The organism is Halomonas sp. KM007, from assembly GCF_050709225.1.
Lineage (GTDB): Bacteria > Pseudomonadota > Gammaproteobacteria > Pseudomonadales > Halomonadaceae > Vreelandella > Vreelandella hamiltonii.
The window spans coordinates 805194-830265 of record NZ_CP136131.1 but is presented as its reverse complement, the minus strand read 5'-3'; the positions used below and the strand labels follow the sequence as shown (position 1 = coordinate 830265).

Annotated in this window: 18 protein-coding genes and 1 pseudogene; 13 read left to right on the top strand and 6 right to left on the bottom strand. The window is 58.8% G+C overall.

Annotation, left to right across the window (positions count from 1 at the left end; all coding sequences use genetic code 11):
- Positions 1 to 58: 58 nt before the first annotated feature.
- Positions 59 to 952, bottom strand: coding sequence for a LysR family transcriptional regulator (locus tag RVM27_RS03850; RefSeq protein WP_498957402.1), 894 nt, complete (start codon positions 950 to 952; stop codon positions 59 to 61).
- A gap of 145 nt (positions 953 to 1097) precedes the next feature.
- Here RVM27_RS03850 and RVM27_RS03845 point away from each other — a divergent pair, with 145 nt between their 5' ends.
- From RVM27_RS03845 to RVM27_RS03800, 10 genes and pseudogenes are all read left to right on the top strand, one after another.
- Entirely contained in the window at positions 1098 to 2309 is a 1212-nt protein-coding gene (locus tag RVM27_RS03845) for an MFS transporter (RefSeq protein ID WP_498957401.1), read from the top strand.
- 35 nt (positions 2310 to 2344) lie between these two features.
- Entirely contained in the window at positions 2345 to 2956 is a 612-nt protein-coding gene (locus RVM27_RS03840; RefSeq protein ID WP_498957400.1) for a glutathione S-transferase family protein, read from the top strand.
- Positions 2957 to 3192: 236 nt separating this feature from the next.
- Positions 3193 to 3513, top strand: coding sequence for a DUF427 domain-containing protein (locus tag RVM27_RS03835; protein WP_498957399.1), 321 nt, complete (start codon positions 3193 to 3195; stop codon positions 3511 to 3513).
- Positions 3514 to 3728: 215 nt separating this feature from the next.
- Entirely contained in the window at positions 3729 to 3920 is a 192-nt protein-coding gene (locus RVM27_RS03830) for a hypothetical protein (RefSeq protein ID WP_498957398.1), read from the top strand.
- Between the two features lie 157 nt (positions 3921 to 4077).
- Positions 4078 to 5438, top strand: a pseudogene (locus tag RVM27_RS03825) (IS1380 family transposase).
- Positions 5439 to 5556: 118 nt separating this feature from the next.
- Positions 5557 to 5940, top strand: coding sequence for a hypothetical protein (locus RVM27_RS03820; protein WP_498957397.1), 384 nt, complete (start codon positions 5557 to 5559; stop codon positions 5938 to 5940).
- A gap of 125 nt (positions 5941 to 6065) precedes the next feature.
- Positions 6066 to 6875, top strand: a complete 810-nt coding sequence (locus RVM27_RS03815; protein ID WP_498957395.1) for a hypothetical protein — start codon at positions 6066 to 6068, stop codon at positions 6873 to 6875.
- Between the two features lie 142 nt (positions 6876 to 7017).
- Positions 7018 to 9033: an AAA family ATPase gene (locus tag RVM27_RS03810; protein WP_498957394.1), complete on the top strand. Its 2016-nt coding sequence runs from the start codon at positions 7018 to 7020 to the stop codon at positions 9031 to 9033.
- Positions 9034 to 9160: 127 nt separating this feature from the next.
- Entirely contained in the window at positions 9161 to 9400 is a 240-nt protein-coding gene (locus tag RVM27_RS03805) for a DUF262 domain-containing protein (protein WP_498957393.1), read from the top strand.
- Positions 9401 to 9470: 70 nt separating this feature from the next.
- The gene (locus RVM27_RS03800) at positions 9471 to 9791 is read left to right on the top strand and encodes an HNH endonuclease family protein (RefSeq protein ID WP_498957392.1); all 321 of its coding nucleotides are present in this window, start codon (positions 9471 to 9473) and stop codon (positions 9789 to 9791) included.
- 142 nt (positions 9792 to 9933) lie between these two features.
- Here RVM27_RS03800 and recD read toward each other — a convergent pair whose 3' ends face one another.
- The 4 genes from recD to RVM27_RS03780 form a co-directional block, all read right to left on the bottom strand.
- Positions 9934 to 12336: an exodeoxyribonuclease V subunit alpha family protein gene (gene recD / locus RVM27_RS03795; RefSeq protein WP_498957391.1), complete on the bottom strand. Its 2403-nt coding sequence runs from the start codon at positions 12334 to 12336 to the stop codon at positions 9934 to 9936.
- Positions 12333 to 16055 (bottom strand): exodeoxyribonuclease V subunit beta, encoded by a 3723-nt coding sequence (recB, locus tag RVM27_RS03790; RefSeq protein WP_498957390.1) that lies wholly within the window; start codon positions 16053 to 16055, stop codon positions 12333 to 12335. The genes recD and recB overlap by 4 nt, the downstream gene beginning before the upstream one ends.
- A 112-nt stretch (positions 16056 to 16167) precedes the next feature.
- Positions 16168 to 16704 (bottom strand): hypothetical protein, encoded by a 537-nt coding sequence (locus RVM27_RS03785; RefSeq protein WP_096921249.1) that lies wholly within the window; start codon positions 16702 to 16704, stop codon positions 16168 to 16170.
- Positions 16701 to 17009: a nucleotidyltransferase domain-containing protein gene (locus RVM27_RS03780; RefSeq protein ID WP_189463688.1), complete on the bottom strand. Its 309-nt coding sequence runs from the start codon at positions 17007 to 17009 to the stop codon at positions 16701 to 16703. Before RVM27_RS03780 ends, RVM27_RS03785 begins: the two co-directional genes overlap by 4 nt.
- Before the next feature lie 183 nt (positions 17010 to 17192).
- On the opposite strand from RVM27_RS03780, the gene pncB reads away from it, so the two are divergent.
- The gene (gene pncB / locus RVM27_RS03775; RefSeq protein WP_498957389.1) at positions 17193 to 18368 is read left to right on the top strand and encodes a nicotinate phosphoribosyltransferase; all 1176 of its coding nucleotides are present in this window, start codon (positions 17193 to 17195) and stop codon (positions 18366 to 18368) included.
- Positions 18369 to 18378: 10 nt separating this feature from the next.
- On the opposite strand, the gene recC is transcribed toward pncB, so the two are convergent.
- Entirely contained in the window at positions 18379 to 21942 is a 3564-nt protein-coding gene (recC, locus tag RVM27_RS03770; protein WP_498957388.1) for an exodeoxyribonuclease V subunit gamma, read from the bottom strand.
- A gap of 134 nt (positions 21943 to 22076) precedes the next feature.
- On the opposite strand from recC, the gene ilvD reads away from it, so the two are divergent.
- Both ilvD and chrA read left to right on the top strand, forming a co-directional pair.
- Positions 22077 to 23762 (top strand): dihydroxy-acid dehydratase, encoded by a 1686-nt coding sequence (gene ilvD, locus RVM27_RS03765; protein WP_498957387.1) that lies wholly within the window; start codon positions 22077 to 22079, stop codon positions 23760 to 23762.
- A 101-nt stretch (positions 23763 to 23863) separates the two neighbouring features.
- Positions 23864 to 25057 (top strand): chromate transporter, encoded by a 1194-nt coding sequence (gene chrA, locus RVM27_RS03760; protein ID WP_498940636.1) that lies wholly within the window; start codon positions 23864 to 23866, stop codon positions 25055 to 25057.
- The last annotated feature ends 15 nt before the right edge of the window (positions 25058 to 25072 follow it).

Below are 25072 nucleotides of genomic sequence, written 5' to 3'. Positions count from 1 at the left end.
CTTGCCTGAATGAATGTGTTTTGGACAGCAACGCTATAGCGTATTGTCGCTACCCCATTCACGACGCAGTCAACTGAAGTTCATCCTCCACCACCGCATCACGCAACGTCTCAGCGAAGCTTGCCAGGGCGGGTGTCCAGGTTTCTGGTTCGGGGGCGACAAAATAGGTATCGACATTGGCGATGGGCGTGGGCAGTTCCAGCGTGTGAATCCCGAACCGGTGCTGATGGGCTTCAACCGTCCCACGGGGTAGTACCGTGTAACCCATTCCGGCAGCAACGCAGCCAAGCATTGCGTCCAGTGAACCAAACTCGAAGATCCGACCTGCATTGACACCCTGGGAGGCCAGCAGCAGCTCGATACGCTGGCGGTAGCTGCATCCCTGGCGAAACGCCAAGAAGGCAGATGTCAGCAGCGCTTGTGAAGAGGGCATCTTCGTCATCGGCGCAGAGCCGACTAATACAAGCTGCTCGCTAAACGCTTTGAGCGAGTGGTAGCGGCCATGCTCGAGCCGACCGGCCACGAAAACACAGTCCACCTGCCCGTTAAGCAACAACTCGACCAACTCAGCCGTAGGCCCGGTCTTGATCTGGATATCAACGTCAGGCTGCGCTGCGTGGTACGCCGCTAGTATCGGCGGAAGGCGCAACGCCGTCGTGGTCTCCATGGCGCCGATGCGCAGCCGCCCACACGCCTTCTCCTGGCCTTTGAACAGCGACACCGCTTCATCGTGGGCCGACAGCATGCGCTCGGCGTACTCCACCAGCGCCAACCCGGCACTGGTAGGGCGAACCCGCCCCGCACGGTGAATCAGCTGTACGCCTAACTCCTCCTCGAGCTTTTTAATGTGGGTGGTCACATTGGATTGCACCGTGTGCAGCTGCTTGGCCGCCGCACCAAAGCTGCCGGTGTCGGCCACGGCCACGAGCAGTCGCAGCGATTTAAGTTGCACGCGCCGTCTCCCTGTCAGGTTATCTATAAACAAGATAGTAGCTATCAAAACTAATCGTTTCCAGGAATGGCTACGCACGCGTAGCCTAAGAGGGTAACTACCTGCTGCTGACCTACCTGAGGTGGCTCCAAAGGGAACTGGCTTGATGAAGCGAACACTCACTACCGACGATCTGCCCGCGTTAATGACCGGCATCATGGCGACCCTGGCGGCGATAGGTATTGCTCGCTTTGCCTATACGCCGTTATTGCCCGCGATCATTCAGCAAGGGTGGTTTACCGCAAGCCAGGGTGCTTACCTGGGGGCGGCCAACCTGTTGGGGTATTTTATCGGCGCGCTTGCCGCCCACTCGCTGAGCGAGCGTTTTGCGCCGCGCTGGGTGTTGGCGGCAAGCTTTGCGGGTATCGGGCTCAGCTTCCTGCTTTGCGCGGGGGCGGGTGGCTTTCACTGGTTCTTCTTCTGGCGGCTGGTCTCGGGGGTAGGCGGGGGGATCTTGATGGTCGTGGGTCCCTCGCTGGCGCTGGCGGCCACGCCCCCGGAAAGGCGAACCCGTGTCGGTGCCCTGGTGTTTACCGGTATCGGGTTTGGAGCGCTGCTTTCCGCCCTCGTTGTGCCGTCACTGCTCGGGGTAAGCCTCTCGCTCACCTGGGGTGCGCTGGGGCTGCTCTGTTTGGCGGCTGGCCTGTCGTGCGACTGGGGCGTTGCGCGCTTGCCCCCACGCCCTGTGGCAAGCCAGGCGGCAAGCCCGGTGGGTCATAGCCCCGTTGGGTATGCGGGGGTAAAGTGGGTGGTGGTGCTGGTCATCGGCGCTTACGCGCTGGATGCGGTGGGGTTCGTGCCCCACACCGTGTTCTGGGTGGACTACCTCGCCAGGGAGCATGCCCTAGGCCATCAAGCCGCTTCCCTGCAATGGGGAATCTTCGGGCTGGGTGCCCTGTGCGGGCCGTTCATGGTGGGGGCGCTGGCCCAGCGCGTGGGGTGGCAAGGGGGCTTGATGATCGCCTTTACGGCCAAGGCCGCTGCCGTCATGCTCCCGGTGTTCTCGCTTGCCCTGCTCAGCCAGTCGGTTTCCTCGTTCATGGTGGGGGCAATGATTCCCGGCATCGTAGCCCTTACCTCTGGCCGCCTGGCCGAGCTGGTCGGGCCCACCGCCCACAAGCAGCTCTGGGGGCGAGCCACGGCCGCTTTCGCCGCTGCCCAGGCAGGGGCAGGCTATGCCATGTCGGCGCTGTTTGGCATGTGGGGCAGCTACACGCCGCTCTTCATCATCAGCGGCATGGCGCTTGCCCTTGGCTTGTTGCTAATACTGCTAAGCCGGGGCGTACAGCAGCGCCGCACACATCCTTCTGCCCAATAACCTAACAAGCACTATTCAGACAAAGGGAGGCCACCATGGAGCTCTACCTGAACGCAACATCCCCCTATGCGCGGCTGGTGCGCATCGTATTACTGGAAAAAGGCCTGATGGACGCCGTGACGCTCAAGTGGTGCGACCCCTGGGCCGACGACGCCGACCTTCTGAAGGCCAACCCCGCCGGGCGCATCCCCGCACTGGTAACGGAGGAGGGCACCACCCTCAGCGAATCCATGTTGATTGCCATGTATCTGGACAGCCTGGACAACGTAAAGCCCACCCCGCCCATACTGCCTACCAACTCGTTGAGTGACGTGCTGCACCTGGCAGGCCTGGGCCAAAACCTCATGGATGCCGCATTCACCACCGTGATTGCCCGCAAGCACTATGGCCAAGAGATCGACCAGAGCGAGCTGGGCCAACGCCGGGCAAGGGCCATGCAGCGGCTGTTGAAGCAACTGAATAGCGAGCTGAGCGGCAACCCCGCAGCCGCATCGATTCACTTGGGCGACATCGCCATCGCCGTCGCGCTGGAATACCTCGCCTTCCGGCTGCCAGAAATACGCTGGAAAGAAGCGCACCCCCAGCTTGCCGCGTGGCATGCGGCCGTAACAGCGCGGGCAAGCTTCCAGCAAACCGTCTTCACCTAGCCACCGTGGGAGGTGGCTTCAGCCCGCGACCACTTCCCCCAGAGGTGAACCAGCCCCGTGGGAGGTGGCTTTAGCCCGCGACCATTCCAGCGTGCAGCGGTAGCGTGGAAGTGATGACTCACCTTCCTCTCAAAGCATTCATGATCGACTAAAAACTAAGCCCCCGAGGTAGGCTTAACCCATGTTTGCTGCTAGGCTCAAAGTATTAGAGCGAATAACGCCGCAGGGACAACACAATGCAGAATGCTCGCATAACGCTTCACCCAAGCAAGCAGCGCATGCAAGTGCGGGTGGATGGCATTCTGCTAGCCGACTCCACCAATACGCTGGAACTCCGCGAACACGGCTACCCGCCACGCCACTACTTTCCACGTGAAGACGTGCAGATGGACTTACTTACTGCTTCTGAAAAGATCACCTATTGCCCGTTTAAAGGGCGTGCGGTGTATTTTTCGCTGGGTGAACGGTGGAATATTGCTTGGAGTTATGAGGAGCCGATTGAGGAGATGGAAGCTATTGCGGGTAGGGTGGCGTTTTATGGGGAAGTAAACGGATGATGCTTTTCGACCCGCAGTGGACATGCTGGGTAATGCAGCAGGCACGCGAGTTTTGGATATGTAGCCTAATTAAAATTAATGTCTCAAAGAATCATAGGCTTGGGAGAATCTGGCTGGCTGCATTTGCCGGAAAAAAGTGCCTGCACGTTCATTTAATCATAAAGCGAGCCGTCTAATACATTGTTAGGCATCCTTAACTAAACGGAGTATGAGAAATGTTTGGACTAGGCGTAACTATTTTCATCGTTGGGCTTTTTTCATTTATCCTTCCTTTGTTTGGCAGGCAGTTTATATTGATTACGCTATTTGAAATGTCCGGTATTCAATCGATTATCGCGGGCTTGGCCTTTATGGTCGTTGGTGCGATTTTGGCCATGAAAGCCATAAAAAGAGGTGATTTAGGATAGGCGTAAGAATATGTGTCAGTCAATTCGATCACATAACCTTGATTTAATTCGATGCATCAATGGTGCCTGAATCCGTGAGACCGGCCCCCGGAAGCACTTCTAACCCACTGACCTGCATGGCAATATAGCCATTATCGCCATTCACCCAGACAGTGCCATGCCCAACATAAAGTTCCGCGCCAGTTGCCGCACCCTCACCAGCCACGCCGGGCTGTCCATCATCGGGCAATGCTTCGAGATCGCTGGCGTCGACAGCATCGACAGCCGCTTCCCCACCACGCTGGGCATGCGCACCAGTGACGTGATCAAGAGCTACCTGGGCCTGCTGTGTCTGGGCATGAGCGACTATGACGCTGTCGAGAACTTCCGCCGCGACAAGCCCTTCCAACAACTGCTGACCCTGCAGAAGGTGCCGAGCGCGGCGACACTGCGACAGCGGCTGGAAAAACTTGCCGCCAACGACCTGCAGGCGCGCACCGCCACCTGGTCCACGACCCTGCTGTCACTGATCGAAGCACCGATCACCGCCGAGACGACGCACGTCTGCCTGGACATCGACACCTTCGTCATGGACAACAGCAACTCGAAGAAGGAAGGCGTCTCGCGGACCTACCAGAAGGTCGATGGCTACACCCCGATCGCCGCCTATCTGGGCAACGAAGGGTGGTGCCTGGGTCTGGAACTGCGGCCTGGCAAGCAGCACACCATGAAGGAGAGCAACGCCTTCCTGGAGCGGGTACTGCCTCGCGCCCAATGCTTGACCAAGCAACCGATCCTGTTACGCGAGGACAGCGGCTTCGACAGCCAGGCGCACCTGGCGCTTCTCGAACAGCAACGCCAGGTCTTTGCCGACGAGGGGCGCCGGCTCGACTATGTCGTCAAATGGAACCCGCGTGGCTCGGCCACGGCTGATCGAGATACCTGGCTGGCGGTGGCGGCGGACTACTGGGAAGAGCTGCGTCCTGGCAAGCGCCAGGCGCTGTGGTCGCAGACCGTCTCGATCCACGACGACAACAAGACCGAATACGTCGTCCAACGCGTGATGCGCCTGGTAGAGCGCACCGCCGATCGCGATGGCCAGTTGCTGCTCGAACCGGACTATGAGTTGGAAGGCTGGTGGACCAGCCTGGACGAGGCGCCGGAGGCGGTGATCAAACGCTACCAGGCGCATGCCACCCATGAGCAGTTTCACAGCGAGATCAAGACCGATCTCGACCTGGAGCGCTTGCCGTCCGGCAAGTTCGCCACCAACGATCTGATCCTGCATCTCGCCCAGTTGGCCTACAACATCCTGCGCCTGATGGGACAGCTGGGCATGACCGGCGAGCTGAGCCCGGTTCGCCACCCGGCCAAGCGGCGCGGCTGCGCACCGTGCTACAAGAGCTGGTGCACCGTGCGGCTCTCGTGATTCACAAGGCACGGCAGATCATCCTCGACTTCGGGCAGGATATCGGGCGCATGACGGTGCTCAAGACGCTGCGGAGCCGAGTGCGTTATCCACGAGGAACGCCATGCTGACCGTCAATCGGCGACACTCTATCCACAAGCAGTTCCAAGCGACACGCGATCGCCAGATATGTCGTGCCTGGCGGGTGGAAAGGCATGACAAAACGGGCCGTCAGCACCGATCAGCACGGTGGGTTTTGGCAATAACGGGCTTGCGAAAGCCAACTTGCACGGGGCGAATGATCAAAAAGTGCTCGCTGGCGGTGATAGGGAAAGTGTCGGCGCCGGCTTCACGGATTCAGGTGGTGGGCATAATAATACCGCACCCAAACTGGCATCAGTTGCAAACTCAAGCTACATATCAAAGATGGCAACGGGGCAGATGAATATCAGTGACTATACTGCGAGAGCTATCGAAAGAGCCTTGGAGTTACCAGAAGGATGGATGGATAGGGACAATATTTCCATATTAAACATGTCACTAACTCAATCCCAGATCCATTTCCTTGTCTCTAAACTAACCATTGAAAAGCAAACAGCATTATTCAATTTTTTATCGCCGGATGGGCTGTAATGCCTAACAAAAGCAGGCAGCGGGAACGCCAAACCGTCGCTTCGCTTTGGTTTGTCGTCCCCTGCTGCTGGCGTTATGGTTTCGAATCGTAAATGTATAGATGGTGTGTTTAGGGATGTAAATATATGGAAACTGTGAAAAGGCTTAACCCAACGCCGACTACACAGCGGGCTTTATTTCTGCTGTCAAGAAATGAATGCGCCTTTCCCGGGTGTACTCAAAGAATGGTCGACGACGTTGGTCATTACATTGGAAAAATTTGCCATATTGAGGCCGCAAATATTGGCGGGCCAAGGTTTAACGCAGCTCAAAGTAACGAAGATCGCCGACAATTCAGCAATTTGCTGTTGATGTGCGGGACTCATCATGACATCACGGATGATGTTATAAAGTATCCAGTTGACGTGATGCAGAATCTAAAGACCGAGCATGAAGGCCAAGCTCTTAGCGGTCCATCCGAAGCAGATATTCAACGCTTTGTGGATTTTAGTTTACTATCTACAGCTCAATATCCTGTTAGCTTCTCTAAGCTTGACCTTACTTATTGGGATGATAGAAGCTTTGAGGAAGCAATAAAATTTTTGGATATGTTTCTAAATGTTCCTACATTGTCGCGTAGTTTCTATGCACACGCATTGAATAATGCTTACATGGAAAATTTAGAACTATCTTTTGATCCTAGAGAGATACAGGTAAGACTAAATATAAACGGCCAAGAGCTGATGACTCATATTGCCATATTGCAGCGTTGCGGCCTACTTTCTGATTTAGACAACGACGAGTATCCACAGATTGTAAGGTACTACTTTATAACTAGCGATTTTGAGGATTACCAGATATCGTTTCTCTGTTCAGTGAAAGAATTATTCTCACAGAGACCTCACATGTTGATAGATTTCTTTGAAAGCTTAAACTTTTCGCACCTTGATGATTGACTACCATAACAAATGTAGGCACGGCGACGCCCATTACATTGCGCCTTCGGCTTCATTTCATGTGCGCGCATGTTGCAAGCGTTATGTGCTTGAAGTGACCTCCTCATTCAATAAGAACTAATTGTCAAACTCAGGAAGGAATATGAGACTAATAAGAGCTAGAGTAGAAAACTATCGCAGTGTGATAGATTCAGGGGAGTTTCATGTTGAGTCTCTGAAAACTATATTAGTTGGCCCCAATGAATCAGGGAAAACGGTTTTACTTCGAGCCCTCCAACAACTGAATAGACCTGAGGGTGTAGATGGATTTGATGCTCTTAGGGACTACCCTAGATCCAAATATAATGAAATTACAACCAAGCAAGTTAGCCCAGAAGACGTTACTGTCGTTACTGGTTATTTTGAACTTGAAGATAGTGACAAGGCGCTGATTCCAGCTGAATACCACCAGTGTGAATACAAACTATATCGCAATCTAGATAATAAAGGTTATCACTCCTTAGTCAGTGCTCCTGAAAAAAAGAAATATAGCGACCTTAGTAAAAATCTAAAACGCATGGTGTCTCATATGGATAAGCAACATGCAAGAACCCCTGAGGAGGAAGCCGGAGTTAAGCCATCTATGTCTTTAGAAGAACTTACCTCTAATTGGCTAGAGAGCACACCTATTTCAGGTGAGATCGCGAAATCACTATCTCTCTGGCTGGATGAAAATCTTGAATTTGTAGACGAAGATAACGAAACAGAAGAAAGAAGATATGATGAACTTGTTTCGAGTGCAAAATTCAACGACGGGTACGATGCAGTTCTTAAAACGCTTAGCGCACGAAAGCCGGTATTTATTCTCTTTAACAACTATTTTAATGTGAAACCTTCTATTCATTTAGAGCATCTTGCGCAAAGAGTTGAAGGTGACTTATTAGATGACAAGTATTATGACTATGGAAATCTATGCTTGCTTAAACTGCTTGGCTTCACGCCGAGAGAATTAGCAACATTAGGCTCAACTCCGAGTCCAAATATAAATGATATTGAGGCTCTAAAGAATTACCGCGATAAGCTTGATTCTAGGACATATCAATTAAATGCTGCGAGTGTAAGACTTACAAAAGAAATAAGATCGGTATGGATGCCAAACCCTGATCGACCAGAAGCAGATAAGTTAAAGGTTACTGCTGACGGGCAATACTTAAAGGTGGTTGTTGAAGATGATCTTGGTGTGGATGTAGAACTTGATCAAAGGTCAGAAGGGTTTCAGTGGCTAGTGTCATTTTTTGTAGTGTTTTTCTCAGAAGCAATGGATAAGCACAAGAATGCAATTTTGCTTCTCGATGAACCAGGTGTGAGTCTTCATGCGCTCAAGCAAAGAGATTTTAGAGAAACAATATCTAGATTGTCTGAAGGTAATCAGACTATATTCTCAACACACTCTCCTTTTCTCGTTGGGCCTGGCGAACTAGATATTGTTCGTGTCGTTGAAATGAAGAGTCGAGAGGCTGGAACAACAGTCCACACCACTTTGTCATCAGAAGACCCAGCTGGAATGCTTCCTCTACAAGAGGCGCTCGGCTATGACCTCGCCAATAGCCTATTTTCACAACAACGAAATTTGATCTTAGAGGGAATAACAGATTATTGGTATATCGAGGCTACGTCTGCACTATTTAAAGAAGCAGAAAGAACATTTTTAAATGACAAAATTGCGCTGGTATTTGCTAATACGGCGGGAAAGGTAGTTTATTACGCAACAATACTTCACGCCCATAAATTGAAAGTTGCTGCATTGCTGGATGCTGATAGCGCAGGAGATCAAGCAGCACAACAGGAAAATCTTGTTCACGCTCTCGGAAACAAAAATATTCTGCGAACAAAAGATTACTGCGACGTAGGGAAAGCGGAAATAGAAGATTTACTTAGGTTGACATTGGCATCAATCGTAAAGTCAGAATATGGAGTGGACCTTACAGAGAAAGTGACCTCTCAACCAAATAGGCCAGTTGTTGAACTGTTAACTAAAGAAATAGATGGCTTTTCAAAGTACAAACTAGCTAAGGCCTACATTCGCTGGACACAAAATCATACAGCAGACAATTTAGGCTCTGAGGAAATTGCTCAGTGGGATCAGCTATTTGATACTGTCAATAAAGTATTAAAGTAGTATTCATCAGCCATGCACATAAAAAACGCAATCAGTCGCAAAAATTACTCGCTGCGCTCGCAATTTTCCGCTGTTGCGGGCGTTAGGCTGTTTTCGAGCGTTGGGTGTTCACTCTAGGGAGTAAAAATTGAAAATTGAATCATCAGATCAAAAAATAGCTGACTTATTCAATGCTGGTTATTTTGTGATTCCTAGGTTTCAACGACCCTATTCGTGGGATCAAGAGAATATTTCCGAATTCTGGGATGATATTGTCAGGAATAAACCAACAGATTACTTTATCGGTTCGATGGTGGTTTACCGAATGGGTGATCGAAGATTCGGTGTTGTAGATGGCCAGCAACGTTTAACCCCGGCTTATTCATGAGGCAGGCCTGAAAACGAAGATAGCGGATGGTATTCTCTTAAAAAATCAGTGCATTTATGTTTTGGTTAAAATGGCCAAGAGAAGCCAGCTGGCTCTGCCAGGAGACTGGGATGATCTCACGATTGAGCATCTTATTCCTCAGGCCAGAATCGATGACGGTGCCCAAGCAGAGGAGATCGTTGGACAGATGGGTAATTTATTACTTGTGCCATCAAAGCTTAATGAAAAACTGAAAGACAAACCTTTTAAGGAAAAAAAGGCTATCCTCTTGAAGGAAGGGTATCCATTACCAAAGGAAATTGCCTCAGCAGATGAATGGACTGCCGAGCTTGTCGAGCTACGCACAGAGCAAATAGCTCTTGAGGCTTGTCAGAAAATTTGGAGAGTGTGAAGCCTCGCAAGTGAATCAAACCGACCGGTTTTCCGCTGCCGCACCAAACCGACGGCTTGTTCGTGACTTTATATCAGCACTACCTTAAAGACCGCTCTTGGCCGAAAACCGACACTACCAGCGCTGGTGGTGGCGGTTTCAATTAACCCCCAACCCCACTAACCCTAACCACCTCCCTCACCACCGCCTCATTCAACACCCCGCGCTTGGCTTCCACCACCGTGAGCCATTCGCGGGCGCGGGTGATGCCGGTGTACACCAGCTCGCGGGTCAGAATCGGGTTCAGCGTCGGTGGGAGCAGTAGGGCGGTGTGCAAGAACTCCGAGCCTTGGGATTTGTGCACCGTCATCGCAAACACGGTTTCTACCGCGTGCAGGCGGGAGGGCAGCACCCAGCGGATGGGTTTGTCGGTGTCGCTGGCAGCACTTGATGAAGGAAAGGCGACTCTTAATAGCTTCTGCTGCGGGTTGCGCGGGTCGGGCACGGCCAGGGTGATGCCGATATCGCCGTTCATCAATTTCAGGCCGTAGTCGTTTTGGGTGACCAGTACCGGGCGGCCCTCAAACCAGCCTTTCTCCAGCGTGTAGTCGCTGCCGAACAGCAGCTTTTCGCCGCGCAGCGTGCTGGTGATGCGCTGGTTCAAGCCTTCTACGCCCCAAGGGCCTTTGCGCAGCGCGCACAGCAGTTGGAAATGGCTGTAGGCGCTGAGTACCTCGCTGGCCCAGGCGTTGTAGGCGGCGGGGCTCTCCTCGAAGGATTCCCCCCGTGGGCGTTGTGCTTGCAGCACCTTGAGGTAGTGGCGGTAGCCCGTGGGCGGGGAGATGGGCTGGCCCTGGTGGTCGGTGCGGCCTTCGCCGTTACCCGCAAAGCCGCTGGGGCTGCCGTGAATCACCAGCTTGTCCAGCGCGGCGTCGTCACTCATCACCAAATGGTGAATATCCGGGTAGCCGTGGCGCAGCACGGCGGTGACGGCCTGCTGCTTTTCCCGCTCGCTTTGCGCATGGCCCGGTTGGTTGATGGCCTTGGCGAGCTGGCCGATGCCGCTGTGTTCATTGAAGCGGTGGCTGACCCGCAGCATGGTAATGGCCTGGTCCAGCGGTTGGCCAGCGGGGTCGATGAACTCCGCTGGCAGCGGTTGCCCGGTGGCCTGGGCCAGCCATTCGGCGGTGGCCGAGGTGTAGTGGGCGGCTTCCGCGCGGCGGCACAGGTCGCCGAGTACCGAACCGGCCTCTACCGAGGCGAGCTGGTCTTTGTCCCCCAGCAGTATGCACTGGGCATGGGCGGGCAGGGCGCTGAGGGTGGCGGCCATCATTTCGATATCCACCATCGAGGCTTCGTCGATCACCAGTACATCCAGGGCTAGCGGGTTGGCGGCGCTGTGGCGGAAGTGGCGGGTGTCGGGGCGTGCGCCGAGTAGGCGGTGCAGTGTCGTCACTTCCGTGGGAATCTCGATCTCGCTAGCTGCCGCAGAAGGTGAGTGTTCACTTAACAGCGTTGCCAACTCAGCGAGCGGTAACGCATTCACTTGCCCGGCGATGGATTCGTTCAAGCGGGCGGCGGCTTTGCCGGTGGGGGCGGCCAGGCGGATGCGCAGCGGCTGGCTGGGGTGCTGGGCGAGTTGCAGGGTTTGCAGCAGGGCGAGCAGGCGCACCACGGTGGTGGTTTTGCCAGTGCCGGGGCCGCCGGTAATGATGCCGAAGTGGCTGCGGGCGGCCAGGGCGCAGGCGGTTTTTTGCCAGTCCAGGGCGTTGCTTGGCTTGAACAGAATGTTCAGGGCTTGGGGGAGTAACCCAGGGTGACTGGCGTCACCCATCGCCCAATGAATTGGCCTCCCACTTTGGCTTTCTGAGCCTCTGCTTGCTGTGTGGCTAGTGGTTGGCTTGGCTGTCAGAGGAACTGGCCTCCCACTTTGGCTTTCTGAACCTGTGCTTGCTGTGTGGCTAGTGGTTGGCTTGGCTGTCAGATGAATTGGCCTCCCACTTGTGCTTTCTGCGCCTGTGCCTTCCAGGCGGGCGGCGATGTGTTGGTGGAGGCTTTGTTCGTACTGCCAGTAGCGGCGCAGGTAGAGCCGGGTGCTGGGCGTGGCGCTGGCTGAGTGAGTGGTTACTACCACCAGCGGCGTGTTGCCGGGGCCTTCGCTGGTGAGCAACGGGTGGTGCAGGGCGGCTTGCCATTCGCTGAGCGTGAGCGTGGCTAGCACGTCGCTGGGTAGCGGCGGCGGGTCGGTGAGGTCGTCGCCTTCGGGCGGTAGCGAAAGGGCGAAATCCGGCGCGTTGAGCGTGGCGTTGATATCCAGGCACACGTGGCCCCGGCCTAGCTGGTGGCTGGCCAGCGCTGCCGCCAGTAGCAGCAGCGTGGGGGCATCCGGTGCTTCGCTGGCGAGAAAACGCACCAGGGCGCGGTCCAGGTCCCGCAGCCAGCCGCGTGCCACCCAGCGTTCGCACAGGGCCAGCAGCTCCGGGGTACTGCTGAGTGCAGGATGGGCGCTGGCGGTGGGCGCATCGCCGAACATGTCGAAGGTGTGGGTGTCGTGCTGGCGGCTCATGCCGTGGCCTCCTGCTGGTTGGCGTGGGGTTCGCCTGCAAACAGGCTGTCCAGGGCTTCGATGAGCTCAACCGGGGCGGGTTCGCCCACCACGCCACGCCCAGGGCTGCGGCTGCCGCGCAGGAATACCGTCATCGAACCGCCCAAGTGCTGGTGCGGGTCGTAATCCGGCAGGCGCGCTTTGAGCAGCCGGTGCATGGCGAGCAGGTAGAGCGCAGCCTGCAGGTCGTAACGTTTGGCCAGCAGCGCGTGGCGCAGGGCCTCGGGTTCGTAGGCGCTGTCGTTGGGGCCGAGGTAGTTCGATTTCCAGTCCAGCACGTAGAAGCGCCCCTGATGCTCGAAGGCCAGGTCGATGAAGCCTTTCAGCATGCCGTTGAGGGTGTCGGCATCCAGCGCGGGGCGCTCGATGCCTGGCAGTAAGTGCTTGCTCACCAGCGCATCGATGGCCTGGGTGTTCACCCGCTTGGCGGCAAACCAGAACTCCAGCTCTACCTGGTAGCTTTCCAGCTCATTCAGCGCCACGCTTTGCGGGGTGGGCGCGGCCAGCGGCAGCGGCGTGGTGAGCAGGGCGCTTAGCCAGCCCGCCAGCGGTTCTTGCCATGCCTGCCAGCCGCGTAGCTGTACCCGCCGCCACAGCATGTCGTTGAGGGCTTCTCTATCATTTGCGGCAGCATCGAAACCTTGCTTGCCCGCCCACTCCAGCAGCCCGTGTAGAAAGGTGCCGGGGCCGGGGCCACGGGGGAATTTGTGCAGGTGATACGCTTCCGGTTGGGATCGTTCTTGAGATGGTTCTTGAGATGGTTCTTGAGATGGTTCTTGAGATAGTTCTTGAGGTTCATCCAGCACTTCGAAGGCGGTGGCTTCCTGGGCGGTGGTGGGCTCCAGCGGTGGCAGCACCGGGGCGGAGAGCGTGCCGGAAAGCCGCAGCGCGGAGTAGCTGGCAATCCACCAGTGCTCCTTGGCCGGGCGCGTGGGCGTGCGGGCGTGGCCCAGGGCGCTGCTTTCCGCCACGGGCGTCACGCGATCAGCGGTGGGCTCGGGCGGCATGCCGAGGTGGATGTCGCTGCCTTCCACCAGGGCATCGAGCGCCTTGGGGAGCGCATCGGGGGAAAGGGTGCTGCCACCGGTCAACAGGTAGCCCAGCGCGCTGTTTTCCAGGCCTTTCAGCGGGGCCAGCCCCAGCCAGGTGGCGTGGCGGGCGCGGGTGAGCGCCACGTAGAGTTTGCGCAGGTCTTCCCCCAGCCGTTCGCGGTCGGCGGTGGCGAGTATCGTGTCATTGGCGTCCAGGCTGAGCTGCAGGTTGCCCTCGCTGTCGTGCCAGCGCAGCGGTACGTCGTCGGCTTTCACCGGCCGGTGGTTGGCGATGAAGGGCAGGAACACCAGCGGGTACTCCAACCCTTTGGATTTGTGGATGGTGACCACCTTGACCAGATCCGCGTCGCTCTCCAGGCGCAGCTTGTGGCTGTCGCCGTGGCTTTCCGGGTCGGCAATGGCATCAAACAGAAAGCGAATCAGCGCGTGTTCGCCGTCCAGCTCGGTGCTGGCCTGTTGCAGCAGTTCGCCCAGATGCAGCAGGTCGGTGAGCAAGCGCTCACCCTCTTCGAACTCTGCCAGCAGCCGGGCGGGAATCTCGAAATCCACCATGATGCGGCGCACCAGCGGCAGCACGCCCTGGCGCTGCCACAGGCGGTGGTAGTGGCTGAACTTCTCGACCCGCGCTTCCCAGGCCAGCTCGTTCTGCTGCAGGTGGTCCAGCTCGGCAAGGCTGAGCCCCAGCACTGGGGTGGCCAGCGCGGCGCGCAGGTGCGCTTCGGCCTGGCGGGAGCTGGCCAGCGGCTCGGCGCAGGCGCGCAGCCAGCGCTCTACCTGGGCGGCCATGGGCGAGCTGAACACCTTGTCGTGGTCCGAAAGGTACACGCTCTTCACCCCTCGGCTGGCCAGCGCCTGACGTATGGCGCGGGCTTCCTGCAGGCCGTTCACCAGCACCGCCATATCGGAAGGCTTGAGCGGGGTGAGCGCGTCGTCGGTCTGAAAGCCGCTTTTGACGTGTTGGCCTGCGTTGAGCAGTTCCGCCATGTACGAGGCGCAGCGTTCGGCCATCTCGGTCTGGTAGGCGGTTTTGGAGAGCGGCTCGTCGGCGGCGAGTGGCCAAAGCGTCATGGCGGGCAGTGGTTGGCCCTGGTGAACGAGCTGTTCACTTCGGCCTTTGGCGTCTACCGGCAGAAACGGCAGCGGGTTGTCGCCGCCTTCTTCGCGGAATAAAAACGCCCCTGCCGGATGTTCATCGGCATAGCGGAAGCAGTGGTTCACCGCCGCTACCATGGCGCGGCTGGAGCGGAAGTTGGTGCCCAGCGTCACGTGGCGGCCTGCGGTGTCTTCGCGGGCTTTCAGGTAGGTGAAGATATCCGCGCCGCGAAAGGCGTAAATGGCCTGCTTGGGGTCGCCGATCAGCAGCATGGCGGCGTCGCGGCGGGGCCTGGCGACTTCATACACCGCGTTGAAGATGCGGTACTGGATGGGGTCGGTATCCTGGAACTCGTCGATCAGCGCCACGGGGAACTGGCGCAGTATCTGCGCGGCCAGCGCCTCCTTGTTGGGGCCTTGCAGGGCGCGGTCCAGGTGGGTGAGCAGGTCGTTGGGGCCCATTTCGGCGCGGCGCTCCTGCTCCCGCTCCAGGCGCACCTTGCACCACTGTACGGCGTGAATCAGCAGGTCGTTGCGTGGCTCGGGCAGCGTGTTGAGCGCGGCGGGCAGCTCGGCCAGCGCTTGCCAGGCTTTCGGGCAGGGTGGCGTGCCCTCTTTCCATATTTCCGCCATGCCGTCCGGGGTCAGGCGTTTCCAGGCGGCGGGTGTGAGCGCAGGGCGCTCTAGGTCGCTGTCGCTCCACTCCCGCAGTGCGCCTAGCCAGTTGGCGCGGCTTTTGGCGTTGAAGCTTTGGCCCTTGAAGGCTTTGCGCGTGGCGGCGTCTTCCAGTGCGGGCACCAGGTCGTCCAGCCATTCGGGCCAGGGGGCTTTTAGCGTGCTGAGCAGGGCGCTGCGCTCGGCGGCGGCGGTGCTCAGCGTGTGGGTTGGCTCGGGGCGTAACGCGCCCAGCGCGTCGCTTTCGTGGAGCAGTTTGCGCACGTCTTGGTGTAGCTGATCGGGGGATTTCCAGTAGCCGGTGATGCTGCCCAGGGCCTCGGCGTCCAGCGGGTAGTAGAAGGTGCGCCAGTAGTCGCGCACCACTTCTTGCTCCAGTTCGTGCTGGTCGTTTTCCAGGTTGAGCGAGAACAGGCTGCCGCTATCGAAGGCGTGTTCCCGCAGCATGCGGTAGCACCAGCTGTGGATGGTGGAAACCGCGGCTTCGTCCATCCACTCGGCGGCCAGCTCCAGGCGGCGAGCACAGGCGGGCCAGGTGGCCTCGGGGTACTGGCTGCGCAGCGCCAGAAGAAGAGAGTCTTCACCCTGATCACGAAATACGGCAGCCGCCTCCACCAGCCGATGGCGAATGCGTTCGCGCAGCTCCTGGGTGGCGGCGTTGGTGAACGTGACCACCAGAATTTCCGGCGGGGTGAGCGGGCGCACGAAGGCGGTGTCGTCCTCGCCGTGCTGCCCGCCCAGCACCAGGCGCACGTAGAGCAGCGCGATGGTGAAGGTTTTCCCCGTGCCCGCGCTGGCTTCGATCAAACGGCTGCCGTGAAGCGGCAGCGTCAGCGGGTTCAGCGGGGCGGGCTGGCTCATTCTTCTTCTCCGAACATCACGGCAGGCGGAAAGCAAAGCGCCTTGGGTGGGTGACCCAAGGCACCGGCACTATATCGCGTCGCCGGGTGCTGGGCAAAAGAGCAAAGCAGCGTTAGAGGCTGGTTTGAAAGACGCTATCGAACTCGCTGGAGAAGTCTTGGGTGGCTGGAAAAATCCCTAATTGTTCAGCGCTCCATGTCACGAGTCTTTTTGACGTGATGAGAAGAACGTCAGAAAGTTCGTTCAACAGGTTAAAGTGCTCTGCTATTTGCGCGTAGTGCGTCGAGTAATCATGAGCGGCAATATTGCGAATGGCACGACAACGCTGCCAGTCGCTGGTGGCGTCCACGACGCCTTGTTTTTCAAACAGCGAAAGGACTTTGAGAAAGCTGTCGGTCGATTCACCTGCCAACAGAGCGCTGTGCCTCATGGCAGACGCAATGGAGTCCTGGAGTTTGGCAAAGCGCTCATTGATAGCGGCCAGTGTTTCAAAAAGGTCGACGTCTTTTTTATGGTCGGCTAACCAGTCACCGTCCAAAGGCCATGTGACTTTTTTGCGTGACTGGTGAAGAAACCAGGCGCAACGCTGGATGGCTTCAAGCAGCTGCGCCAGATAACGCTGCTGTTCGCTAAGGACATCTTGGCTCATGCCGCTTCCTCAAGCGTTATTGAGCGTGACTGTGCGAGCGCCATGGCTTGAAACGGGGTGGGTTCCGCCTTTTTTACGTAGGTTACGAGATCGAACGGTAGCTGGAGGCGCTGTTCAAGCGCCATTTTGAGTTCAGCGCAGGCAAGTAGCGAAATAGCGGTGGGTGAGATAAGCAGTAAATCGACATCGCCGCCTCGCTTACCATCGTCTAGTCGCGAGCCGAATACATGCACGGCCACCGAAGGCCCAGCAAACTCACGGACGGCTGTCAGAATAAGCTCACGCTGTGATTGAGAAAGACGCATGGGGTCTGCTCCTCGCTGAACGCTAATGTTTTAAAGGTTAGCACTCTATTGCCGATGGCGGATAGTCGCTCAACTGCCCGCAAGTTAGGGCAAAAGAGGGCAGGGTGTGAGGTATCGCTGCCAACTGCTAATCTAGTGGGCTAGCCGCTCTTGGCGATCTGTTGACGCTGGTGAAGGGATCTCATGCTGACCTCGCTTCTGGATAACGATTTCTACAAGATCACGATGCAGAATGCCGTGATCAAACGCTTTCCCTATGCTCACGCCCGTTACGCATTCATCAATCGCGGGGAGCATGCCTTTCCCGAGGGCTTTGGTGAGGCGCTGCGCGGGGAGGTAGACCGCATGGTGGCGCTGTGCTTGACCGAGGAGGAGAAGCGCTATCTGGAAACCACCTGCTCTTACCTGGACCCCACCTATCTCGATTTTCTGGCGGGCTTTCGTTACGACCCCCGCGAGGTGACCATCGAGCAGCAGGGCGGCGAGCTGTCGGTGGTGATCGAAGGCCCTTGGTACCGCACCATTTTATGGGAAGTGCCGCTGATGGCGCTGATCAGCGAGCTTTGGTATCGGCTGCGCGGCGTGGTGGTGTCGGAAGAGGATGAAGCGCTCATCGAGCAGCGCACCCGGGAGAAGATCGAACTCTACCGCCAGCACGGGCTGAAGATTGCCGAGTTCGGCACTCGTCGGCGCTTCTCGTTTGCGGTGCATGACCGGGTGGTGGAAGCGCTGCGCCACTACGGTGGCGAGGCCTTTAGCGGCACCAGCAATGTGCTGCTGGCCATGCGCCACGGGGTGAAGCCCATTGGCACCCACGCCCACGAGTGGTTCATGTTCCACGGGGCGCGTTTCGGTTTCAAAATGGCCAACAGCCTGGCGCTGGAGCACTGGGTGGATGTGTACCGGGGGGATTTGGGCATCGCGCTCACCGATACGTTTACCACGCGGGCATTTTTCGAGAGCTTCGACAAGAAGTTCGCCAAGCTGTTTGACGGGGTGCGCCACGATAGCGGCGACCCGATCGAGTTCGCCGATGCCACCATTGCCCATTACCGGCGCCTGGGCATCGACCCGCTGAGCAAGACCATCATCTTCTCCGATGCGCTTACCCCTGAAAAAGTGGAGCGCATTCGCGCCTTCTGCCAGGGGCGCATTGGCATGGCCTTCGGGATCGGCACCAACTTCACCAACGATATCGGCGTGGCGCCCATGAACATGGTGATCAAGATGGTCGAGGCCCGCCCCGAAGGACAGGGCTGGCTGCCGGTGGTGAAACTGTCCGATGTGCCCACCAAGAACACCGGCGACCCTGAGATGATTGCGTTGGCGAAGAAAGTCCTCAGCATGGGCCGTTCATAGCCGTGTGGCTTTACTCCTTTTTACCCTTAACAGCGAAAAAGAGCGGCGCGTAAAGTGATTCGGTCAGTGTGGCAAAAGTGTGCCCGTTGGCCTGCTCGAAAAACAGCCGCTCGAAGCGGGGCCACTGGTGGCTTAAATACGCGCTTTGCGCGGCTTCGCCGGTGACCTTGTAACCCCCTTCATAGGCGGCTTCGGCGGCAGCAAAGGCGTCGCTGTCTCGGCCTTTCTCCTGCGCTATCTCCGGCGTGCCTTGCTTGGCCAGCCAGGCAAAACCGGCCTGTGGGGCCAGCGGCAGCGGGATTTGCAGGCCCGCTTGCCAGGCGGCGAGCTGAGTTTCCAGGTGCTGGCGGGCGGTGTCGGCGGCCACGGGTTCCAGCGTGACATGCCCGGCTTTGGAAAGTAGCAGGGTGGTCATCGGGCCGCTGAGGTTGCCTGCCAGGTGGGTAACCCAAGGGCGCAGCAGGTGGCTCCAGCGGTACTGGCCGCGCCCGCTGCCCTGGCTGATCAGGCTGCTGCTGAGCAGCAGCAGGCGGCAGCGCTGGCCTGCCTCATCCTGGCGCAGCTCGCCCAGGGGTTCCTCCAACGTGAGGCCGTGGGCCTCGAACTGCACCTGTGCGTCTGGCAGCGCGTGCGGCCACGCCGTGAGCGCTTCTTCGTAGGCGTTGAACAACTCTTCCATGGGGTCGGCGAGGGCGTCGCGCATGCGCTCGCCGAAGGCACCCATGGCCAGTACCCCTTGGCCTTGAAAGCGCTCCAGCGCGTCGTGCAGCGCCTCGATACGCGGCTGGCCGTGGTCCACCGCGTGGCGCTGGGCGGCAATCAGCTGGTCCTGGAGCTGCCAGTTTTGCAGGCCATCCAGCGCGAAGGGCTCGGCGTCCAGCTCGGCGATTGTCTCCTGTTCGAAATAGACCCCCAGCCGGGTATTGAAGAAGCTGCGCACCGGCTCGCGCAGAAAGCCGCCCAACTGGGCCAGCGAGAGGCTGGTGGGGGCGTTTTCCGGCGCGGGTAGCATGCGCTCCACCGCGGGCGGCGTGCGGGGGGCGTGTACTTCCCGCCATTCGTGGGCGTAGGTGAACAGGCGGCCCGCCGGTTGGTTGAAGTAAGCGCGGCTGAACGGCTGCAGCGGGTGTTCGGTGGTGAGACTTTCCAGCAGCGGCGCGCCGGTGTGCGTTTGCCAGCCAGCCTCCAGGTGATCGCGCAGTTGGCCCACCAGTACCGAGGGGGGCAGCGGGGAGTTGTCGATCTGGCTGCGGCCCATCCAACTAATGTAGAGCTGGTCCCGGGCGGAGAGCAGCGCTTCGAGAAACAGGTAGCGGTCGTCTTCTCGGCGGGAACGGTCGCCGGGACGGTAGTCGCTGCCCATCAGGTCGAAATCCAGCGGCGGCTGGGAGCGGGGATAGTCGCCGTCGTTCATGCCCAGCAGGCACACCCGCTTGAAGGGGATGGCGCGCATGGGCATTAGGGTGGCGAAGTTGACCGCCCCGGCCAAAAAGCGCTGGGAAAGGCTGTGTTCATCGATTTGTGCCAGCCAGTGTTCGCGCACCATGGAGAGCGGCAGCGGGTCGTCGAGTTCTGCTTCCTGGCTGCTTTCCAGCATCTGCTGCAAGCCGTTTTCCAGCTTGGTGAGCATGATGCTTTCCTGGGCATCGTCGGTGAGAAAGAAGGTTTCCAGCAGTGCCCGCAGCCGCGCCACCCAGGTGGCGGCATCGGTGGGTTGGCAGAAGATTTCCCAAGTGGCGTCGAGTTTTTCCAGCAGCGTGGCCAGCGGCCCTGCCAGGCCCGCTTCCAAGCCGCCAATATCATCGAAGGGCTCGATGCCTTGCCAGGCGTGGCCGTCGCCGACGGTGTAGCCCAGCAGCAGGCGGCGCAGGCCGAAGGCCCAGGTGTTTTGGCTCAGCCCACCGGGCAGTTCCAGCCGCTGGCGCTGCTTGGCGTTGAGGCCCCAGCGGATGCCCGCGCCTTCCATCCAGCGTTCCAGCACCGGCAGGTCGCGCTCTTCTAGGCCGAAGCGCTGGCGCAGGGCAGGTACATCCAGCAGGTCGAGCACATCGCTCACCGACAGGCGCAGCTCTGGAAGCCGTAGCAGCTTTTCCAGCGCAATCATCAGTGGCAGGCGGTGGCGGCTGGCTTGGTCGGAGAGCGTGTAGGGAATGTGCCGCGGGTCATCGGTGGGCAGCTGGCCAAACACCGCTTCGATGTGCGGCGCGTAACGGTCGATATCCGGCACCATAACGATGATGTCGCGCGGGCGCAGGTGTGGGTCGGCGCTGAAGGCGGCCAGCAGCTGGTCGTGAAGAATCTCCACTTCCCGCTGAGGGCCGTGGGCGATATGGAACACGATGGAGTCATCGGCAGCGGGCAGTGCGGGCCAATGGGCTTGGGTTTCTGCCACCGGGCGCAGCTCGCGGATATCGTCTTGCAGCTGGCTGAGCAGGCAGTGGCGCTCCTCGCCGCTGAACGGCTCGAACATATCGATGCGCAGCGCCTGCTGCTCGAATAGGGTTTGGTAGTTGCCCGCGTCGTCGTGCTCATCGAGCAGGCGCAGGTAGTCGCGGCCCTGCTTGCCCCAGGCGGCCAGCAGCGGCTGGGCGTGCAGGTGCAGGGCGTCATCGGCATCGCCGGTGCCCAGTACATCCAGCGCTTCGGGCATGCCGGTTTTGCGCCGCTGGCGATAGCGCTGGGCGCGCAGCAGGTCCTTGTGCTCGATGATGTCCGCCCAGTAGAACTGGCAGGGGTTGTGCACGCACAGCACGATCTGGCAGCAGCGTGAAAGCGCCGCCAGGGCTTCCAGGGTTTGCTGGGGCAGCGATGAAATGCCGAAGATAATCAGCCGCCGGGGCAGCCCTGGCGGGCAGGCCTGGCCTTCCAGCTGTTCGGTGGCCTTCAAAAAGCGCTGGTGTACCTGGGCGCGGCTGCTGTTCAGCCCGGCTTCGCCTTGGGTGGCGGCCACATCGTCACGCAGGATGCGCCACAGCGCAGGCTGCCAGCGCTGGTGCTCTTCCAGCGGGCGGTGTTCGCCTCGGGCGGTAATCAGCACATCGTGGCCGTTGGCCCAGGCGTCCAGCCAATCGGCGCGGTACACCTGGTACTGGTCGAAGAGATCCGCCAGCCGCTCGGCCAGCTGGTAGTGCTTGCGCTGGTCGCGGTCGGTTTCCAGAAACTGCGCCAGTGGTTCGAACACCGGCTGCCCGGCCAGGGTGGGCAGCAGGCGCAGCAGCCGCCACACCAGGCGCGATTTATCGAACGGCGAGGTTTCCGGCACGGCGTCGGCATCGTGGGAAACGTGGGTGAGCACCCGGCGGTAGGCCTGCCATAAAAACCGCGCGGGCAGCATCACGTCCAGCGCCGCTGCAATGCCCGCGCCGCCGTTGCCGGGGTCTTCCGCCAGGGCCAGCTTCAGCCACTGCCCAATGCCGTTGCTCTGCACCAGAATGGTTTCGTTCTCCAGCGGCCCCAGCGGCTGGCGGCGCATCCACTCCACCGCCAAACCGCGTAAATCTTCCAAGCGGTTAGCATGTACCACCATAAAACCGGGGGGGAGCGGAGTGGGGGAGAACAAAGCATTGGCAGGCATACGGCGGCGTTCCTTCACGGCAATCAGCGTCACGGGTAGCAGTGACGCTATGGTGCCATAAGTTAAGTACCTTGCGGGATGTAAGATATATCGCCAAGCTGTGGCCTTTGCCATGCCATTGAGAGGAGTCCGTGATGACCGAGCCGACCAACCATAATACCCGCCGCCACTCTGCCCAGGTGGTGGATGGCCCCGGTAAAGCGGCTAGCCGCGCTATGCTGCGCGCCGTGGGCTTCAACGATGACGATTTTCAAAAGCCCCAGGTGGGCGTAGCGTCCACCTGGAGCATGGTGACGCCGTGTAATAGCCATATCGGTGAGCTGGCAGAGTTTGCACGGGATGGGGCTGATGCTGCCGGTGGCAAAGGGGTGATTTTTAATACCATCACCATTTCCGATGGTATTGCCAACGGCACCGAAGGCATGAAGTACTCGCTGGTCTCGCGGGAAGTGATTGCGGATTCGATTGAAACCGTGGCGGGCTGCGAAGGCTTTGATGGCCTGGTGGCGATTGGCGGCTGCGATAAGAACATGCCGGGTTGCATTATGGGCTTGGCGCGGTTGGATCGCCCCAGCGTGTTCGTTTATGGCGGCACCATTATGCCCGGCAAGGGCCACACCGATATTGTCTCGGTGTTCGAGGCCATGGGAGCCCATTCACGGGGCGACATCGACCTGATCGAGTTGAAAAACATCGAAGAGACCGCGATTCCCGGTCCCGGTTCCTGTGGGGGGATGTATACCGCCAATACCATGGCTTCGGCCATCGAGGCGCTGGGCATGAGCCTGCCGGGCAGCTCGGCGCAGAACGCGATTTCCCAAGCGAAGCGTGATGACTGTAAAGCCGCTGGCGAGGCCGTGCTGGCGCTGCTGGCCCAAGACATCAAACCTTCCGACATCATGACCCGGGAGGCGTTCGAGAACGCCGTCACCGTGGTGATTGCCCTGGGTGGTTCCACCAATGCGGTGCTGCACCTGATTGGCATGGCGCGCACCATCGGTGTCGAGCTGACCCTGGCGGACTTCACCGAGATCGGTAAGCGCGTGCCAGTACTGGCCGACCTGCGCCCCAGCGGCCACTACATGATGAGCGAGTTGGTGGCGATTGGCGGTATCCAGCCGCTGATGAGAATCCTGCTGGATGCTGGGCTGCTTAACGGCAACTGCTTAACCGTGACCGGTAAAACGCTGGCGGAGAACCTCGCTAACGTCGAGCCGTACCCGATGGATCAGCAAATCATCGCGCCGCTGGGTAACCCGATTAAAGCCGAAAGCCACCTGCGTATTCTGTTTGGCAACTTAGCGCCGGAAGGGGCGGTGGCTAAAATTACCGGTAAAGAGGGCACGCGCTTTAGCGGCTCGGCGCGGGTATTCGGCTCGGAAGAGGAAGCCCAGGCGCGCATTAACGATGGCACCGTAGTGGCGGGCGATGTGGTGGTGATTCGCTACGAAGGCCCGAAAGGCGGCCCTGGCATGCGAGAAATGCTCACGCCTACCTCAGCCATTATGGGCCGTGGCTTGGGCAACGATGTGGCGCTGATTACCGACGGCCGCTTCTCCGGCGGCAGCCACGGTTTCGTGGTGGGGCATGTGTCCCCGGAAGCCTTCGAAGGTGGCCCGCTGGCGCTGGTGGAAGATGGTGACCCGATCACCATTGATGCCGAAGCCGATACCATTGATGTGCATATCAGCGATGAGGAGATGATGCGCCGCCGTGCGGCCTGGCAACAGCCTGAGCCGCGCTATCGTAAAGGCGTATTGGCGAAGTATGCCAAATTGGTCAGCTCGGCCAGTACCGGTGCGGTGACCGACCAAGAGTAACCTGTGAAGAGTCACCGGCACGGTTAGGCTGTCACTAAGTCGTCAAGCGCAAGGCGTACCCTTAATGCCTTGCGCTTTTTAATGAGTAAACGGTGGGTACGATGGCGGTAGAGAATAAGATACGAGGACGAGCCAGCGAGGTTTTTTGGGCATTTTTAGCGCTGGGGCTGACCTCCTTTGGCGGGCCGGTGGCGCACCTGGGCTACTTTCGTACGGCGTTTGTTGAACGCCGCCAGTGGCTCAGCGAGCAGGCCTACGCGGATTTGGTCGCGCTGTGCCAGTTCTTGCCGGGGCCAGCCAGTAGCCAGGTAGGCTTTGCCTTAGGGTTGATGCGCGCAGGCCCCTGGGGGGCGGCGATGGCGTGGCTGGCGTTTACGCTGCCCTCTGCCATCGTGCTGGTGCTGTTTGCATTGGGCGCGGCAGTGCTGGATGGCCCGGTGGCCAGCGGCATCATTCACGGCTTGAAAGTGGTGGCGGTGGCTATTGTGGCCCACGCGGTGTGGGGCATGGCGCGCAACCTCTGCCCGGATAAAACCCGCACGGGAATTGCCCTGGCAGCGGTGTTCGCGGTGGTGCTGGTTAGCGGGCCGTTGGGGCAGGTGGCGGCGATTGTGCTGGGCGGCGTGGCGGGGCTGCTGCTTTGTCGCCAAAGCGCTGCAGCATCGTCTAGCGAATCGCTACACTTCCCGGTGACACGCCAAGCGGGCACGCTGGCGTTACTAATATTCGCGGGGCTGTTGGTGCTCTTACCGCTGTTGGCGGCGAGTGCGGGTTGGTTGAACGTCGTCGATGCGTTCTACCGTTCAGGCGCGCTGGTGTTTGGCGGTGGCCATGTGGTGCTGCCGCTGCTGGAAGCGGAAGTAGTGCAATCGGGTTGGGTCACGGCAGATGAATTCTTAGCGGGTTACGGCGCAGCGCAGGCGGTGCCGGGGCCGCTTTTTACGTTTGCTGCATATTTAGGGGCGCTGCTGCCGGGAATTCCCAGCGTGATTGGCGCGTTACTGGCGCTGCTGGCGATTTTTGTACCGGGGTTTTTGCTGCTGGTCGGCGTGCTGCCATTTTGGAATCAGTTTCGCCAGTGGGGCAGTGCTCAAGCGCTGATGCGCGGTGCCAATGCGGCGGTGGTGGGGATTTTAGGCGCGGCGCTGTATCAGCCGGTGTGGACCAGTGCCATTATTGGGCCTTACGAGTTCGTGCTGGCGTTGACGGGCTTTATGCTGCTCACCGTATGGAAGTTGCCTGCATGGGTAGTCGTGATCGTCGTCGCTTTGGGTGGGGTAGTGATCACGCTGTAGCATCACTACCCCAGC